The organism is Clostridium sp. (genome assembly GCF_030532265.1).
GTDB lineage: Bacteria > Bacillota > Clostridia > Clostridiales > Clostridiaceae > Clostridium.
The window spans coordinates 1-18077 of sequence record NZ_JAUNLM010000043.1 but is presented as its reverse complement, the minus strand read 5'-3'; the positions used below and the strand labels follow the sequence as shown (position 1 = coordinate 18077).

17 protein-coding genes are annotated in these 18077 nt (G+C 27.7%); 15 read left to right on the top strand and 2 right to left on the bottom strand.

All coding sequences use genetic code 11. The features are described from left to right. The 7 genes from Q4E08_RS09215 to Q4E08_RS09185 form a co-directional block, all read left to right on the top strand. A partial coding sequence (locus tag Q4E08_RS09215; RefSeq protein ID WP_303130408.1) for a putative PEP-binding protein occupies positions 1 to 321 on the top strand: 321 nt, incomplete at its 5' end. Between the two features lie 148 nt (positions 322 to 469). Further along, positions 470 to 1006: a chromate transporter gene (locus Q4E08_RS09210; RefSeq protein ID WP_303130407.1), complete on the top strand. Its 537-nt coding sequence runs from the start codon at positions 470 to 472 to the stop codon at positions 1004 to 1006. Position 1007: 1 nt separating this feature from the next. Beyond that, entirely contained in the window at positions 1008 to 1538 is a 531-nt protein-coding gene (locus tag Q4E08_RS09205) for a chromate transporter (RefSeq protein ID WP_303130405.1), read from the top strand. Between the two features lie 249 nt (positions 1539 to 1787). Further along, positions 1788 to 2426, top strand: coding sequence for a heme oxygenase (biliverdin-producing) (locus Q4E08_RS09200; RefSeq protein WP_303130404.1), 639 nt, complete (start codon positions 1788 to 1790; stop codon positions 2424 to 2426). Positions 2427 to 2540: 114 nt separating this feature from the next. Beyond that, on the top strand, positions 2541 to 3746 hold the full coding sequence (gene iadA, locus Q4E08_RS09195) for a beta-aspartyl-peptidase (RefSeq protein ID WP_303130401.1): 1206 nt from the start codon (positions 2541 to 2543) through the stop codon (positions 3744 to 3746). Positions 3747 to 4235: 489 nt separating this feature from the next. Continuing rightward, on the top strand, positions 4236 to 5783 hold the full coding sequence (locus Q4E08_RS09190) for a nitrite/sulfite reductase (protein WP_303130399.1): 1548 nt from the start codon (positions 4236 to 4238) through the stop codon (positions 5781 to 5783). 246 nt (positions 5784 to 6029) lie between these two features. Then, the gene (locus tag Q4E08_RS09185) at positions 6030 to 7487 is read left to right on the top strand and encodes an NADP-dependent glyceraldehyde-3-phosphate dehydrogenase (RefSeq protein ID WP_303130396.1); all 1458 of its coding nucleotides are present in this window, start codon (positions 6030 to 6032) and stop codon (positions 7485 to 7487) included. Positions 7488 to 7515: 28 nt separating this feature from the next. Here the strand turns inward: Q4E08_RS09185 and Q4E08_RS09180 are convergent, their stop codons facing one another. Together Q4E08_RS09180 and Q4E08_RS09175 are read right to left on the bottom strand one after the other, a co-directional pair. Next, positions 7516 to 8139, bottom strand: coding sequence for a cell wall hydrolase (locus Q4E08_RS09180; RefSeq protein ID WP_303130395.1), 624 nt, complete (start codon positions 8137 to 8139; stop codon positions 7516 to 7518). Positions 8140 to 8201: 62 nt separating this feature from the next. Beyond that, the gene (locus tag Q4E08_RS09175; RefSeq protein WP_303130393.1) at positions 8202 to 9206 is read right to left on the bottom strand and encodes a hypothetical protein; all 1005 of its coding nucleotides are present in this window, start codon (positions 9204 to 9206) and stop codon (positions 8202 to 8204) included. Positions 9207 to 9372: 166 nt separating this feature from the next. On the opposite strand from Q4E08_RS09175, the gene cdaA reads away from it, so the two are divergent. From cdaA to glmM, 8 genes are all read left to right on the top strand, one after another. Further along, entirely contained in the window at positions 9373 to 10227 is an 855-nt protein-coding gene (gene cdaA, locus Q4E08_RS09170) for a diadenylate cyclase CdaA (RefSeq protein WP_303130390.1), read from the top strand. Next, positions 10197 to 11501, top strand: a complete 1305-nt coding sequence (locus Q4E08_RS09165; RefSeq protein ID WP_303130388.1) for a YbbR-like domain-containing protein — start codon at positions 10197 to 10199, stop codon at positions 11499 to 11501. Before cdaA ends, Q4E08_RS09165 begins: the two co-directional genes overlap by 31 nt. 11 nt (positions 11502 to 11512) lie before the next feature. Further along, on the top strand, positions 11513 to 13111 hold the full coding sequence (locus Q4E08_RS09160; RefSeq protein ID WP_303130387.1) for an NAD(P)/FAD-dependent oxidoreductase: 1599 nt from the start codon (positions 11513 to 11515) through the stop codon (positions 13109 to 13111). Positions 13112 to 13301: 190 nt separating this feature from the next. Then, complete coding sequence (gene ptb / locus Q4E08_RS09155; RefSeq protein ID WP_303130385.1) at positions 13302 to 14210, top strand: phosphate butyryltransferase; 909 nt, start codon at positions 13302 to 13304, stop codon at positions 14208 to 14210. A 23-nt stretch (positions 14211 to 14233) separates the two neighbouring features. Next, the gene (gene buk / locus Q4E08_RS09150; protein ID WP_303130384.1) at positions 14234 to 15301 is read left to right on the top strand and encodes a butyrate kinase; all 1068 of its coding nucleotides are present in this window, start codon (positions 14234 to 14236) and stop codon (positions 15299 to 15301) included. A gap of 121 nt (positions 15302 to 15422) precedes the next feature. Beyond that, positions 15423 to 16250, top strand: coding sequence for an AIM24 family protein (locus Q4E08_RS09145; RefSeq protein WP_303130382.1), 828 nt, complete (start codon positions 15423 to 15425; stop codon positions 16248 to 16250). An 89-nt stretch (positions 16251 to 16339) separates the two neighbouring features. Next, positions 16340 to 16654: a YerC/YecD family TrpR-related protein gene (locus Q4E08_RS09140; protein WP_303130381.1), complete on the top strand. Its 315-nt coding sequence runs from the start codon at positions 16340 to 16342 to the stop codon at positions 16652 to 16654. A gap of 73 nt (positions 16655 to 16727) precedes the next feature. Next, positions 16728 to 18074 (top strand): phosphoglucosamine mutase, encoded by a 1347-nt coding sequence (glmM, locus tag Q4E08_RS09135; RefSeq protein ID WP_303130379.1) that lies wholly within the window; start codon positions 16728 to 16730, stop codon positions 18072 to 18074. The last annotated feature ends 3 nt before the right edge of the window (positions 18075 to 18077 follow it).

Sequence of the window (18077 nt, the reverse complement as noted above, 5' to 3'; positions counted from 1 at the left end):
GCTGTTATGGCTGATGAATTAGCTAAAGAAGTTGATTTCTTCTCAATAGGAACAAACGACTTAATTCAATACACATTAGCTGCAGATAGAATGAGTGAAAAGGTATCATACCTTTACAACCCAATGCATCCAGCTGTACTTAGATTAATAAAGATGACTATAGATGGAGCACACAAGCATGGTAAATGGGTTGGAATGTGCGGAGAAATGGCAGGAGATGAAGCTGCTATACCAACATTAGTAGAATATGGATTAGATGAATTCTCAATGAGTGCATCATCAATATTAACTGCTAAGAAGATTATTTTAGATCAAGAATAATATATTTTTCTATAAATAACACAATTTAAATAAGATAATTACCCAGTATTTAAGCGTGAACTTTTGTTCACGCTTATTATAATTTAAAAGTATTATAATAAGTTGTGATAAAATATGTGTATATTTAATAGTTATTGGAGGTGACTTTGTGGATAAAGTTTTTAAGATGTTTATTACTTTTTTCAAAATAGGAGCATTTACTTTTGGTGGAGGATATGCAATGATTCCTATAATTGAAGAAGAAGTAGTTAAAAAACAGAGTTGGGTATCTAAAGAGGAATTTATGGACATTTTAGTTGTATCTCAGAGTTTTCCAGGTGCAATGGCTGTAAATTGCTCTATTTTTATCGGATATAATATAGCAGGTTTTATTGGCGCTGTTGTTGCTCTTATTGGAGTTGCATTACCATCCTTTTTAATAATACTTTTTATTGCAACATTATTTATGCAGTTTAGACATAATTACTATGTTAATCTTGCTTTTAAGGGGATATCTTCTGCAGTTCCAATTTTGGTTTTAACGGGAGTGTTTAGCTTAGCTAAAGGTATAAATAGAAATTTAAGAAACATAATTATATTATTATTAGCATTAATTGCATTAATAGTATTTAACATTAATCCAATAATAGTAATAGTAACTTCCGCTATATATGGAGCTATATTTTTAAGAAAGAAGGTTGAATAGCTTGAACTTAATATTAAAACTATATTTAGTATTTTTAAAAATAGGTGCTGTAAGTTTTGGCGGCGGTTATGCTATGATACCTTTTATTCAAAGAGAAATAATATACAATTATAAATGGATAGATATAAATCAATTTATGGATATAATAGGAATCTCTCAAATGACGCCAGGTCCGATAGCAATAAATTCTGCTACTTTTGTTGGATTTAAGGTTTCAGGTATTTTAGGAAGCTTAGCAGCAACTTTAGGTGTTGTTACAATGTCTTTTATATTAGTATCTATTGCATCAAAGGCAATGGAAAAGTTTAAAAAATCAAAAGTTTTAAAAGGTGCATTACTTGCAATGAGACCTGTACTTATAGCTTTAATAATACAAGCTTTTTTTGATTTAGCAAAAGATGCTTATGTAGATATAAAATCAATTATTATAACTATAATAATTGGTATATTACTATTTTCTAAGAAAGTACATCCAATAATATCTATAATACTTTCAGCAATATTTGGAATTATAATATATTCTAACTTTTAAACAGATAATCACTATGATTAACATAAGGTTAATAAGTTATTAATTAACAATCATTATTGAGTATTATTAAGATATATATATATAATTCAATAAAAAACATCTGTAAAGGTTAATTTTAAAAAAATTTAATAAAATAATGAGATTGAATATTTTAAATTAAAGTAATATTATTTATCCATATTAGGGATAGACATTAAGGCGGAATTTAAATATAAATTATTTTAGTTAAACGTTAGGAGGTTGTTTTTTATGAATTCTTTTATGAAAGATATTAAAAAAAATAGTGATGTATTACATGATGTTGCTGAGAAAACAGGATTTTTAAAGGATTTACTTGATGGTAAAGTAACAAGAGAAAGTTATTCAGAATACTTATTTAATCTTTATGAAATATATAAAACTATAGAATTTAATTTAGAAAAGTATTCAACTAATGAAGTTGTTAAGGAATTTGCAATTAAAGAAGTATATCGTTCAGAAGAAATATATAAGGATTTGAGATTTTTATTAGGAGAAAAATTAAAATCAATGAATATTCTTGCATCAACAAAGGCTTATATTGAAAGAATTAATGAACTTGGAAGAGAAAATCCAGAACTTTTAGTTGCACATGCTTATACTAGATATTTAGCGGATCTTTTTGGTGGAAGAACTATATATGCTATGTTAAAAGAAACATATAAAATCGAAGAAGAAGGCTTAAATTATTATAAATATAAATCATTAGAAGATGGAGATAGTATGAGAGTATTTATTATGAATTATCATAATAAATTAAATAATATTAATTTAAATGATAGTTTAAAAGAGAAATTTATAGATGAAGTGGCTAATTCATATGTTTATAACATAGCTATCTCAAATGAATTGGTATTCTCAAAACAATAAAATATATTTAATAAATTTAAAGAGATAATCTAACTTAGATTATCTCTTTTTGTATTTTAAATAAGTTATAAATGGGAAAAACTAAAGATATATTTTATTAGGAGTGATATTTATATGATTAAGATTATAAAAAATATAGAGATTTATAGTCCAGAAAGTTTAGGAAAAAAGGATGTTGTAATAGTTAATGATAAAATAGAAGGAATATATAATAATATTTCAATTCCAAAAGATTTTATTAATATTGATGTTTATGATGGAGAAAATAAGTACTTATTTCCAGGATTTATAGATGCACATGTACATTTAATTGGTGGCGGTGGTGAAGGAGGATTTAAAACAAGAACACCAGAAATTCAACTTAGTAATTTAACAAGAGCAGGAATAACAACGGTTAATGGATGCATTGGAACAGATGGTGTGTGTAGAAATATGAGAGAATTACTAGCTAAGGTTAAGTCACTTAATGAAGAAGGTATTACTGCAACATGTTATACAGGTTCTTATGAAGTTCCAGTAAAAACAATGACAGATAGTATTAAAGGTGATTTAATGCTTATTAATGAAGTAATAGGTGTTGGAGAAATTGCATTATCTGATAATAGAAGTTCTCAACCAAGATTTGATGAGTTTGTAAATTTAGTAGCACAGGCGAGAGTTGGTGGTCTTTTGTCTGGAAAAGCAGGAGTTGTTAATGCTCATTTAGGTGGAGGAGCAAGAAAGTTGGATTTCTTATTTAGAATGTTAGAAGAGTCTGAAATTCCGTCTACTCAAGTTATACCAACTCATATGAGTAGGACAAAAGAACTATTAAATGCTGGAATTGAATGGACAAAGAAAGGGGGATATATAGATATCACAACAAGCTCAGACCCAAAGCATTTAGAAGAAGGAGAATTAATAGCTTCAGATGCTTTGGAATATTTATTAAATAATAAAGTTAAAATAAATCAAATAACATTTACCTCAGATGGAAATGGAAGTATGCCTGTTTTTAATGAATCAGGAGAATTAGAAGGTTTAGGTATTTGTAGTGTAGATAGTCTTTATGATGAAGTTAAAAAGATTATTAATAAGGGTAATGTAAAAATAGAAGATGCAATTAAAGTTATAACATCAAATGTGGCTGATGCACTTAAATTAAATAATAAAGGAAGAATAGAAAAGTTTAAGGATGCAGATTTGGTTATTGTTAATAAGGATGACTTATCAATAGATAAAGTTATTGCTATGGGAAGGTTAATGGTTAATAGTGGAGAGCCTATTTTACGTGGAACATTTGAGGAAGCTATAGAAAAATCTTTCTATATAAAAAAGTAAAATCAATATAATTAAATTAATGTTGAGGATTGATATTAGAATAAATAAATTAAATTAGCTTTGGATAATATTCTTATTAGAAATATTAATTTTATTTAAAGCATATTTTTCAAATTAAGATTCAATTTTTAAGTAAAATTTATAAGGTTTTTAGTGTAAGTATACGGCTTATATGTTATTTGATTTTCTGAAGTAGGTACTTACACTTTTTTTGAGTAAATTTGTCCACATATATTTACTTTATAGTGTGAATTGATTAGGTTTTATGTGGATATATTTTACTAATATGTTGATAACTAATTAATATTATTCACCTAAGTAAATATGTAATAAAAATAATTAAGTTATTTATAATAAACAATGTAGGATTATGTGGTTATAGGTTATTACTTATAATAACAATAAAGAATAACTTTTTTACATGTCCAAATAAAGGGAGTAAAATTAATTATAAAGTTATAATTAAAAAATTATTAGAGGTGAATTAGAGTGAATAGATTAAATGAGATATTAAGAGAAGAAATCATTCAATTTAGAGAAAATGGACATAAGTTTTTAAATAAAGAACTTAATGTAGCGCAGTTTAAAGGAATATCTGGAGGATTAGGTGTATATGCACATAGAGGTGGAAAGGAGTTTATGATAAGATTAAAAACTCCTTCAGGAAGAATATCTAAAGAGGACTTGTGCAAAATATATGAATGGGCTAATAGATATAATTTAGAATGGGTTCATCCAACAACAAGGCAAGCAATACAATTACATGGATTAGGGATAGATGATGTATGTGACATAATGGAAGAAGCTTTAGAGTATGGAATATATACAAGAGGTTCAGGTGGAAACTTCCCAAGAAACGTTGCTATATCACCTCTTTCAGGAGTAGAAAAAAATGAAGCATTTGATGTTACTCCTTATGCAGAAGAATTAAATAGGCATATAATGCAAAAAGTTTATACATATAAATTACCAAGAAAAATAAAAGTTGCTATGGCAACAAATATTGAAGATGCACCTCATGTAACTTCAACAGATTTAGGATTTTTAGCAATAAACAAAGATGGTGAAAAGTTATTTAAAGTTTATTTAGCAGGTGGACTTGGAAGAAATCCAAGACTTTCAATAGAATATGATGAGCTTATAAAAGCAGAAGATGTTTTATATCATTTTGAAGCTATGAAAAATCTATTTATAGCTGAAGGAGATTATGAAAATAAAAATAAAGCTCGTATAAGATATATTGCAGATAGAATGGGAAATGAAGAATTCATTAAGTGTTATAAGAAACATTTAGAAGAAGTTAAGTCACAAGATTTAAAAATACATGTAAAAGAAACAGAAATAATTAAGAAAGGAATAAAAACAGAAATTAAGGATAATAGACTTATAGAACAAAAGCAAGATGGTCTTTATAGTGTGTATTTTCATCCGATTGGTGGAATATTAAAAATGCAAGATTTAAAATCTATAATAGATGCAACAAAAGATATTGATTATGTAGATTTTAGACTTTCATTAAAAGAAGGAATTTTTATAAGAAATCTTAATGGAAAAGAAGCAGAATTATTATTAGAGCTTACTAAAGGAAAAGGTGGAGAGCTAAAAATAATGCAATCTGTATCATGCATAGGTGTGCCAATATGTCAAATGGGGTTAAGAAATAGTCAAGGTTTATTAAAAAGCATATTAGATAAGTTATCAAATGAAAAGATTGATAAAGATTTACTTCCTTTAGTTAATATTTCAGGTTGTCAAAATTCATGTGGAGTTCATGAAATAGGAAGTATAGGATTTGCAGGAAAAACAAAGAGAGTTAATGATGCACCAAAAAATTGCTTTGAGTTACATGTTAATGGTAGCTTTGAAGTAGGAAGTGCAAGATTAGGAGAATATTATGGAGATATGTTAGAAGAAGAAATTCCAAACTTCATATATGATTTATACTTAGAACTTGAAAAAGCTAATTTAAACTTTGAATCATGGTACTGTGACAATACTGAAAAATTTAATAATATAGCTAAAAAATATTTGGTTTAATTAATAAGAGGGTAAGCATATAATGTTTGCCCTTTTATTTTATTTAAGTTTAATTGTTTAAATTTGGAAGATGAAATTTTAGATTATATCATATAAATTTCTTTATAAAGTCAAATAATAATATAGAATTATTAAAAATCTTTTAATTCTTACTTAATTAATAAGAATTAACTAGAAAATTAATTAAAAATAATTTATAATTAATAATAAATATTAATAGAAATATTTTATTGATGGAGGTGGAATATGTTTTTTCAAAATATAGATGGCAAAAAGATTTATTCAAATCTTTTAAAAGGAAAATGGGAAATTAAAAATAATGATAATATAATAGAAATAAAGTCTCCAATAAATGGAGAAACAGTAGGTTTTGTTGAAGCTATGAGTAAGGAAGCTGTTGATGAAGCAATAAATGTAGCAAAGGAAACTCAGTTAAGCTGGAGAGATGTACCTACAAATGAAAAATCAAAATTACTTCATAATGTTGCTGATCTTTTAGAAGAAAGAATAGAAGAAATGGCAGATGTTATGGTTATTGAAATAGGCAAAGATAGAAGAAGTTGTATGTCAGAAATAAAAAGAACTGCAGACTTAATAAGGTTTACCGCTGATACTGCTGAAAATATAAAAGGTGAATCAATTCCAGGAGATTCATTCCCAGGATTTAAAAATGATAAAATCTCAATAGTTACTAGAGAACCTTTAGGAGTAGTTCTTGCAATATCACCATTTAATTATCCAGTTAATTTAGCTGCATCAAAGATTGCACCAGCTTTAATGGCAGGAAATACCGTTGTATTTAAGCCTGCAACTCAGGGAAGCATTTGTGGACTTTATCTTGCTAAAGCATTTAATGAAGCAGGAATACCTAGTGGAGTATTAAATACAATAACAGGTAAAGGTAGTGAAATAGGAGATTATGTAGTAACACATAAAGATATTGATTTTGTAAACTTTACTGGAAGTAGTGAAGTAGGTAAAAGAATATCAAGAATTACTGAAATGAAACCACTTTTAATGGAACTTGGTGGAAAAGATGCTGCAATAGTATTAGAAGATGCAGATTTAACTTTAGCTGCTAAGAATATAGTTTCTGGTGCTTTTTCTTACTCAGGCCAAAGATGTACAGCAGTTAAAAGAGTATTGGTATTAGATACTATAGCAGATAAATTAGTAGAAGAAATATTACATAAAATAGATTCTGTTACAGTTGGTAATCCTTTAGAAGGAGATTTTACTGTAGGACCTTTAATTAATTCAAAATCATGTGATTTTGTAGAAGGTTTAATAGAAGATGCTAAAAATAAAGGTGCTAAACTTTTATTAGGTGGAGAGAGAAAAGGAAATATTATAATGCCAACATTATTTGATAATGTTACAACTGATATGAGGATTGCTTGGGAAGAACCTTTTGGTCCTGTTCTTCCTATAATTAGAGTAAAAAGTGCAGATGAAGCAATAAAAATTGCAAATGAATCAGAATATGGTCTTCAATCATCTGTATTTACAAATGATATAAATAAAGCTTTTTATGTTGCAAATAGATTAGAAGTTGGTACAGTTCAAGTAAATAATAAAACAGAAAGAGGTCCAGACCATTTTCCATTCTTAGGAGTAAAATCATCAGGTATGGGAACACAAGGTGTTCAATATTCAATTGAGGCTATGTCTAGACCTAAAGCTACAGTAATAAACTTAAAATAAAAAGAGGTTCCTAATTAGGAACCTCTTTTTATTTTTTAAAAAATGTATGATTACCAATTCTTTTAGTATCCTTTTTTGATGTTTCCTTCATCCAAGAACAAGTAGCTATTGAAGGATTATAAAAGAATAAAGCTTCATTAGTCGGATCTTTACCTCTTATAGCTTCATAAACTGCATCATAGCACGCATTAGTAGGATTAGCTTCTAATTTTCCATTTACAACACATGAAAAAGCATTTTTTTGAAATATTACGCCATTTATTGTATTTGGAAATTGAGGGTGCATAACTCTATTTAATACAACAGACGCTACTGCTACTTTCCCTTCAAATGGTTCTCCACGACTTTCGCAATAAACAAGCTTAGCCATTAAATCAATATCTGCTTTAGATATTATTAATTGATTACCATTGTGGTTGAAGACTTCTATATTATTGTTTGAAATTTTTTTACTATCATTAGTAGTTGTATTATTGCTTGTAGTTTTATTTTTTAAATCTTTAGAAGTATCAATATTAGTCTTGCTTGCGATTAAGTCTAATTTTTCATCTTGTAATGATATATAATCAAATAAATTAATTACAGAAGCGTGTGCTTCTATGGAAGATATCATCATTAAGGAAAATAATATAAGACTTATAAACTTTTTCATAAATAACCTCCTTTTACAAGCTAGTCGAATAATAGTATTACCTGAAAAAAGAGATTTTATTCTTAATTTCTTTTAAATAAATCTAGGTTTTTATTGAAGTTATCTAAAGAACTTATAAATTTATTATAATTAGAAAAACAGTCATCATAATGTGATAATGGTAATTCATTATTTGCTTTAAGATCTTTATATAATATATCCTTTAATGAGTAGGAATAATTTTCATAACATTTAATTGTGTCTTTTAATAATTCATTTATTTTAATAGCATCTTCGGGAATGCTTAATGAATATAAATCATTTTTAATATTCGTAAAAATTAAATTTTTATTCTCTAAATCTTCTATTAAAACATATAAACTTCTATTATTCTTCTTTATGTCTTCTAATGCTGGCTTTAAATCTTCTTTTATTTCAATAAATTTATTTGATATTTTATCTACGCCTAAAATATAATCTGATATTTTTTCTTTGTTAATATCTTTCATTATGTTAATTTTAATCATAGTATTAAAATAAGATATTGATTTATTAAAGAATTCAATAGAATCTTCTGAAATTACTTTTTTTATTCTAAAGTTTGATAACTTTGAGTTATTATCTTTAAAATCATCTAATGATGTTTTATACTGGGTTATTTTATCATTTAATTTTGGGTTTGCTGGATTCATGAATATAGAAAGACTTTGTTCGCATAATGATATGTTTAAATTTAATGTATTAAGTAGTTGTTCTTTAGCTAGATTTACATCCTCTGGTACATTCATTGTTTCAAGAGGTATTTTAATATTATTTAAATTAACTATTGCTAAAGAAAGTGAATTTTTTGCAGAGTCTGTGTTTATACTTTCTGCTTCTATAGAATCTTTGAAAGTATCATTTATTGATGAAATTTCTTTTGAAATTTTATTAAGTTTTGTCATGCTTCTACTAGAAGGAGTTATTTTGGTTATAATAAGCAGTAAAAATGGAGTTAACATAATTATTAAAAAAATGATTATAAGTTTTTTTTTGTTTTTAATGTATTTTAGTATTTTTTCTAAATTTAATTTTTTATTATTTTCCACTTAAGTGCCTCCTTTTCATAATCTAAATAAAGTAATCTTTAAATTATATTAGATAAGGTTTTAAATTATTATTAAAAATAGAAAAAAGTAAAAGACTTGTTATATTAAGCTTTGTGTATTTGGTGTATAATTTATAAAAGACATAAGAAAAAAAGGGGTGAAACTGATGCAAGATTTTTTTATTGGAGCAATGAATTCAATAAGACATATATCAATTTGGTCTATAGTTGATATATTAGTTGTTTCATATATTTTCTACAAAGGATATATGTTAATAAAGGAAACTAGAGCTGAGCAGTTATTAAAAGGAATAATTTTAATAGTTGCATTAATTCCAATAAGCTATATTCTAAGATTAGATATGTTATATTTTATATTAAATAAAACTTTAACTATAGGAGTTCTTTCAGTTGTTATTATATTCCAGCCTGAAATAAGGCGTGCTCTTGAACATTTAGGAAGAAGTGCATTTGATGAAACACATAATATTAGAGATGTTCAAGAAAGAGAAAAAGTAATAGATGAAATCGTAACGGCAGTACAAGACTTAGCTGAAACAAAAACAGGTGCATTAATTGCAATAGAACAAGGAACAGGTCTTGGAGAGGTTTTAGCCTCAGGAACTATAGTAGATGCTGTTGTAAGTTCTGCACTTTTAGAAAATATATTTGTTGTTAATACACCACTTCATGATGGAGCAACAATTATTAGGCAAGATAGAATTTATGCTTCAGGGTGTGTTTTACCTCTTACAAGTAATAATTCTATAAATAAGAAGCTAGGTACTAGACATAGAGCTGGAATAGGCCTTTCAGAAAATTCAGATGCATTAGTAATAATAGTATCAGAAGAAACTGGAACAATTTCTCTTGCAATGAGTGGAAGATTAACAAGAAACTATGATAAAGAAAAATTAAAAACAACATTGTTAACTATGATGAAAAATAATGAAAATAGAAAAGTAAAATCAGCTGGTGAGAGGGTGAAAACATGGATAAAAAGGATAAAAGACAAAAAATAATAGTAAAATTAGTATGTGTTTTACTATCATTTGGTCTATGGCTTTATGTAACTAATGTTCAAAGTTCTATAAGAACTTATACATTAAAGGGTGTTCCTGTTAGACTTGTTAATACACAATCTTTAAATCAGTTTAATTTAGCTATATCACCAGGTCAAGAATTTACTGTAGATATTAAAATAGAAGGAGATTCTAAATATATTTATTCAGTTACTAAAGAGGAATTTTCGTTAGTTGCAGATATGGGAGAATATGCATTAAAAACAGGTATTAATAATATACCTGTTCAAGTTGTTAATTCTCCAAGTCAAGTAAATATACAAAATGATAGTAATCTTATAGTTGCTGTAAAATTAGAAAAATTAATTAAAAAGGAATTTGATACAGTATCAAATGTAAATATAACTTATTCAAATAATGTTTATAAAAAAAATGAAAGTTTTACATCTGAAAAAGTACAAGTTTCAGGTCCTGAAAGTTCTGTTAATAAAATAGATAGAGTTGCGTTAGTAGGGCAATTAAAAAATGTAAGTGGAAATATAACAAAACAATTTCCACTTGAAGCATTAGACTCAAATGGGGAAGTAGTAAAAGATGTTACATTAAGTAAGACTATTGGTAAAATTAGTGTTTCTGTTAATAATGGTAAATCAATAGATATAGAGACAAGTACTACAGGACAATTACCAGATGGATATAAAATATCTAAGATAACACCAGATATAACTGCGGTACAGGTAGTTGGAGATACAAATGTTATATCTCAATTAAAATCATTAAAAACTGAGCCAATAGATTTGTCTGGCATAACAGAAACAACTGATAAAAAAGTTAAAATAATTTTGCCAGAAGGAGTTAAATTAGCAACTGGAGATGGATATGTAAATGTAAAAATAGAAGTTTTAAAAGAAGAAAATAAAAAAGATGAAACTGAAAAAAATACAACAAAAAATTTCGATATTCCAATTACATATACAGGTTTAAATGACAAGTTAGAGATTAATAATAAAACTGAAACAATTAGCATTACTGTAAATGGAAAACAGACTGATTTAGATAATTTAACAAGTGGAGATTTTTCTGCTACATTGGATTTAGGTTCTTATAACCAAAGTGGTACTTTTGAAGGAGAACCAAATGTAAAGTTAAATAAAAATATTGATGCTAAAATATCAAATGTTGGAAAAGTAAAATTCTCTTTAAAAGATAAGGATAAAGCAACTTCAACTGATAATAATGAAAATAAACAAGATAATAATAAGAAAACAACTTAGGAGAAAATGGTATGGCAATAAGAGTTAATGGGGTTACTTTAAGTATAGATGAAGATAAATCATTATTAAAAAATAAAGTAGCTAAAAAGTTAAAAATAAAAGAAAGTGAAATAAAAGAATTAAAAATAATAAAGGAAAGCTTAGATGCTAGAAAAAAAGATAATATAAAATTTAGTTATTGTATTGATATAAAGTGCAATAATGAAAAGAAGATAGTTAATAAAATTAAAAGTAATAGTGTAAAGCTTGAAGAAGAGATAAAAGAAGAAACTTTTATATATGGAGATAAAAGATTAACTTCAAGGCCTGTTGTTATAGGATTAGGTCCAGCAGGTTTATATGCAGCTTTAACTCTTGCAAAGCATGGATATAATCCAATAATTTTTGAAAGAGGAGAAGATGTTGATAGTAGAACAAAAACTGTTGAAGAGTTTTGGAAGAATAGAAAATTAAACTTAAACTCAAATGTTCAATTCGGTGAAGGGGGAGCAGGAGCATTTTCTGATGGAAAGCTTACAACTAGAATAAAAGATAAAAGATGTTCATTTGTATTAGAGGAACTTGTAAAAAATGGAGCTCCAGAAGAAATTACCTATGTAGCAAAACCACATGTTGGAACTGATATATTAAAAACAGTTGTTAAAAATATAAGAGAAGAAATAAAATCATTAGGTGGAGAAGTTTATTTTAATTCAAAATTAGAAAATATAAATATAGAGGATGGAAAGCTTAAAAGTATAATAGTAAATGGAAAAGAAGTTAAATGTGAATGTTTAGTTTTAGCTATAGGACATAGTTCAAGAGATACTTATGAAATGCTTTATGAAAGTGGAGTTAAAATGGAACAAAAAGCTTTTGCTATAGGCGTTAGGATAGAGCATCCTCAAGAAGTTATAAATGAAAGTCAATATGGAGAATACGCAAATCATCCAAAATTAAAAGCTGCAGAATATAGATTAGCATATCAAAGTGAAGTTCAAAATAGGGGAGTTTATTCTTTTTGTATGTGTCCAGGAGGAGTAGTTGTTGGCGCAGCATCAGAAGAAGGTAGGTTAGTTTCAAATGGAATGAGTTATCATGCTAGAGATTTAGATAATGCAAACTCAGCATTAGTTGTAACTGTTGGTCCTGAAGATTTTAAAGGAAATCATCCGCTTGCTGGAATGGAATTTCAAAGATATTATGAAAATCTTGCATTTAAGGTAGGTGGTGAAAACTATAATGCACCTATACAATTAGTTGGGGACTTTTTAAATGATAACATATCAACAAAACTTGGTAGTGTTGTTCCAAGTTATAAACCGGGATATGTATTTAAAGATTTGAGGGAATGTTTACCTTCATATGTAGTAGATACAATTAAAGAAGGAATAAAAGTATTTGGCAAAAGAATAAAGGGATATGATATGGATGATGCTGTATTAACTGCAATTGAAACAAGAACATCTGCACCAGTTAGAATGCCAAGAAATGAAATGCTTGAAAGTGTAACTGTTAATGGTTTATATCCTACAGGAGAAGGAGCTGGTTTTGCTGGAGGAATAGTATCTGCTGCTGTTGATGGTATAAAAGTTGCAGAAAGAATAATGGAAGAATATTGTGTAAAATAAAATGAAAAAAAGTAGCTTTTTGAGCTACTTTTTTTGAAATAAATTTTCTGACAATTTAAGTTTTAAAGTAATTATCTGATACAATATAAATATAATTTGTTACAAAATTAACAACAAAAAATACCAGAAGTATTATTAAAAGTACACTAAATCAATGATTTTAAAATATAAAAGGTAAGAGGTGCGGTAAATGAGTAAGAATTTTGAAGATTTATTATCAAAGGTTAAAGAAGTTGAACCTAAAAAGGTAGCTGTAGCTGTAGCACAAGATGAACCAGTATTAGAGGCTGTAAAATCAGCAAAAGATAAAGGTATAGCAGATGCAATATTAGTTGGAGATAAACATGAAATAAAAAAAATTGCTGATAAAATAGGAATGGATTTATCAGGATATGAAATAGTACATGAAAAAGATAATAAAAAAGCAGCTTTATTTGCAGTACAACTTGTATCAAGCGGAAAAGCAGATATGGTCATGAAGGGATTAGTAGACACTGCAACATTTTTAAGAAGCGTGTTAAATAAGGAAGTTGGATTAAGAACTGGAAGACTTATGTCACATGTTGCAGTATTTGAAATAGAAGGAATAGATAGATTAATATATCTAACAGATGCAGCTTTTAATACGTACCCAGATTTAAAAGCGAAAAAACAAATAATAGATAATGCAGTTTCAGTAGCTCATGCTTGTGGATTACAAATGCCAAAGGTAGCACCAATTTGTGCAGTTGAAGTAGTAAATCCAGATATGCCAGCAACTTTAGATGCTTCATTATTATCAAAAATGAATGATAGAGGACAAATAAAGGGTTGTATAGTTGATGGACCTTTAGCACTTGATAATGCATTATCAGAAGAAGCGGCACATCATAAAGGAATATCAGGACCAGTTGCAGGAAAAGCAGATATAATAATGCTTCCAAATATAGAAACAGCTAATGTTATGTACAAATGTTTAACTTATACTTCAAAATCAAAAAATGGTGGACTATTAGTTGGAACATCAGCACCAGTTATATTAACTTCAAGAGCAGATTCATTTGAAACAAAAGTTAATTCAATAGCATTAGCAGCATTAGTTGCTGAATCATTAAAGTAGAATTTATTGGGAGGTAGTAATAGATGTCATATAAATTATTAATTATAAATCCAGGGTCAACTTCAACTAAAATTGGAGTTTATGAAGATGAAAGAGAAGTATTAGAAGAGACTTTGAGACATTCATCAGATGAAATAGCAAAATATGCTACAATATTTGATCAGTTAGATTTTAGAAAAGAAGTTATATTAAATGTATTAAAAGAAAAGAACTTTGATATAAATACATTAAATGCCGTAGTTGGTAGAGGTGGAATGCTTAAACCAATTCCAGGTGGTACTTATAAAGTAACAGATCAATTAGCAGAGGATTTAAAAATTGGAGTTCAAGGACCACATGCTTCAAATCTAGGTGGAATATTATCAAAGGAAATTGCCGGAGAATTAAATATACCAGCTTTTATAGTTGATCCTGTTGTTGTAGATGAATTAGATGATGTAGCAAGAATTTCAGGTGTACCAGAACTACCAAGAAAAAGTAAATTTCATGCATTAAATCAAAAAGCAGTAGCTAAAAGATTTGGAAAAGAAAGTGGAAAAGGATATGAAAATTTAAATTTAATAGTTGTACACATGGGTGGAGGAGTATCCGTTGGAGCTCATAAACATGGTAGAGTTGTTGATGTAAATAATGCATTAGATGGAGATGGTCCATTTTCACCAGAAAGAGCAGGTGGAGTTCCATCAGGTGATCTTATAAAAATGTGTTTTAGTGGAAAATACAGTGAAAAAGAAGTTTATACTAAGTTAGTAGGTAAAGGTGGATGTGTAGCTTACCTTGATACAAATGATTTTAGAGATGTTAGAGATGCAGCTTTTAAAGGGGATAAGGAATCTAAATTAATATACGATGCATTTATATATCAAGTAGCAAAAGAAGTAGGGGCAATGGCAACAGTATTAGAAGGAAAAGTAGATAAGATAATTTTAACTGGTGGTATAGCTTACTCAGAAGAAGTTGTAAGAGATATAAGCAAGAGAGTAGATTGGATTTCAGAAGTTAAAGCATATCCAGGAGAAGATGAATTATTAGCTTTAGCACAAGGTGCTATAAGAGTATTAAATGGTGAAGAAGAAGCTAAAGTTTATTAATTAATTTAGTTTTGAGAATAGATATTAATTTATTAATCCGTTGAATAAAAAAAAGAGATATGTCTATAATGTAGATGTATCTCTTTTTTAGATACATAATACCTAATTATTGGAGGTTATTATGAGGACAAGCTTAAATTTTGAAAATCAATTAACTATGATAGCTCAGATGACAAATGATTCTAGGTTTCAAGTTTTAGAATATGATGAGTTAAATGGTGCTGTTGATGTAGATACGGCTTTTGATTTAAATATTATGAAAAAAAGTGGAATTAAATTAAAACAAATAAGAATAATATTAAATGAAAGTCGTGTTAAAGTAGAAAGTGGAGCTTTAAGTTACATGAAAGGTGACATAAATATAATAAATAAAACTGGAGGTTTAATTGGTATATCAAAAAAATTTATATCAAGCAAATTGACAGGGGAGGAAATGTTCAAGCCTACATATGAAGGTAGTGGAGAAATTTTTTTAGAGCCATCTTTTAAACATTATGCACTTATAGAACTTCAAGATGATGAGATAATAATAAATGATGGAATGTTTTTGGCAAGTGAAGAAGAGGTTTATTTAGAAGCAACTGGTCAAAAAACATTTTCTGCTGTACTTTTTGGAGAAGAAGGTTTATTTCAAACAAAAGTTTATGGAAGTGGAATTGTTGCATTAGAACTTCCTGTACCAGAAAATGAAGTTTTTGTTTGTAGATTAAATAATGATACTTTAAAAATTGATGGTAGTTTTGCAATTTTAAGAAGTGGAAATATAAAGTTTTCAGTAGAAAAGTCTGCAACTTCAATGATAGGAAGTGCAGCAAGTGGAGAAGGATTTTTAAATGTTTATAGGGGAACTGGTGAGGTATGGTTAGTTCCAACTAAAATAGTTTATGATAAAATTAGAGAGATAAATAAAAAAGATAATTTTAAAAGAGAAGATTTTTATGATAAATAATGTAAATTCTTTTGTGTAATAAAGTTGTGAATTATTAAATTAAAGATGATATAATATAGGGTATATTTATAAAGTACGGAGGAGAAATTATGAGTACACTAAATTCAAAGATAAAAGGTGATGATATAGAGTTACTTTTTGAATGTATATTAAAATTAGAAAATAAGGATGAATGTTATAAGTTTTTTGAAGATATAGCAACAATTACTGAATTAAAAAGCTTATCTCAAAGAATATGGGTAGCTAAGTTATTGAAAGAAAAGAAAACTTATACAGAAATTGCAGAAGAAACAGGAGCTAGTACTGCTACTATAAGTAGAGTAAATAGATGTTTAAATTATGGAAGTGACGGATATAAAATTATTTTAGATAGAATTAATAATGAAAAAGTTGTCAATAAATAATGAAACAAATATAATATAGTAGTAGAAAAGTTAAAAATAGTTAACTTAAAAGAACAGAAAGAGGTAAATTTTTATGAGTAGAATGTTTGGAACTGATGGAGTAAGAGGAGTAGCAAATACAGAACTTACTGCTGAACTTGCATATAATTTAGGAAGAGCTGGAGCTTATGTATTAACAGAAGGCGCTCATAAACCAAAAATATTAGTTGCAAAAGATACTAGAATATCAGGAGATATGTTAGAGGCTGCATTAGTTGCTGGTATATTATCTGTTGGAGCAGAAGCAGTTGTGCTTGGAGTTATACCAACACCAGCAGTTGCACACTTAACTAGAGAGTATGGAGCAGATGCTGGAGTTATGATATCAGCTTCACATAACCCAGTAGAATATAATGGTATAAAATTCTTTAACAACAAAGGTTACAAGCTTTCTGATGAACTTGAAGATGAAATACAAAGAGTAATAGAATCAGGTTTTGAAGGAGTACCAAGTCCAGTAGGAACAGCACTTGGAAGGGAAAGAGTAGAAGTTTCAGCTTTAGAAGATTATATTGAGTTTGCAAAAAGTACAACAGCAGTAAATCTTTCAGGATTAAAAATAGCATTAGATTGTGCAAATGGAGCGGCATATAAAGCAGCTGTGCAAGCTTTTAGAGATTTAGGAGCAGAAGTTTATGTTATAAATGATAATCCAGATGGAACAAATATAAATGAAAATTGTGGATCAACTCATCCAGAAGAACTTATGGAATATGTGGTTAAAAAGGGTTGTGATGTTGGATTCGCATTTGATGGAGATGCAGATAGATGTTTAGCTGTTGATGAAAAGGGAAATTTAGTTAATGGAGATTTTATATTAACTTTATGTGCTAAATATTTAAAGGAAATAGGAAGACTTAAAGAAGACACTTTAGTAGTTACGGTTATGAGTAATTTAGGACTAGATATTGCTTGTAAAGAATTAGGAATAAAAACTGTAAAAACTAAAGTTGGAGATAGATACGTATTAGAAGAAATGCTAGATAAGGGATACGTAATTGGTGGAGAGCAATCAGGTCATATTATATTCTTAGAATGTAATACAACAGGAGATGGATTAGTTACTGCATTACAAGTTGCATCAATATTAAAGAGAAGCAATAAAACTTTAAGTGAGTTATGTTCAATTATGAGAGAGCTTCCTCAAGTTTTAGTAAATGCAACAGTACCTAATGATAAAAAAGATATTTACTTAAAGGATGCTGAAATAATAGCTGAAATAGAAAGAATGGAAAAATTAATGGATGGAAGAGGAAGAGTTTTAATAAGACCTTCAGGAACAGAACCATTAGTTAGAGTTATGCTAGAAGGTGAAGATCAAGAAGAAATAGATAAGCTAGCTCATAACTTAGCTGATATGATATTAGATAAGTGTAAATAAATT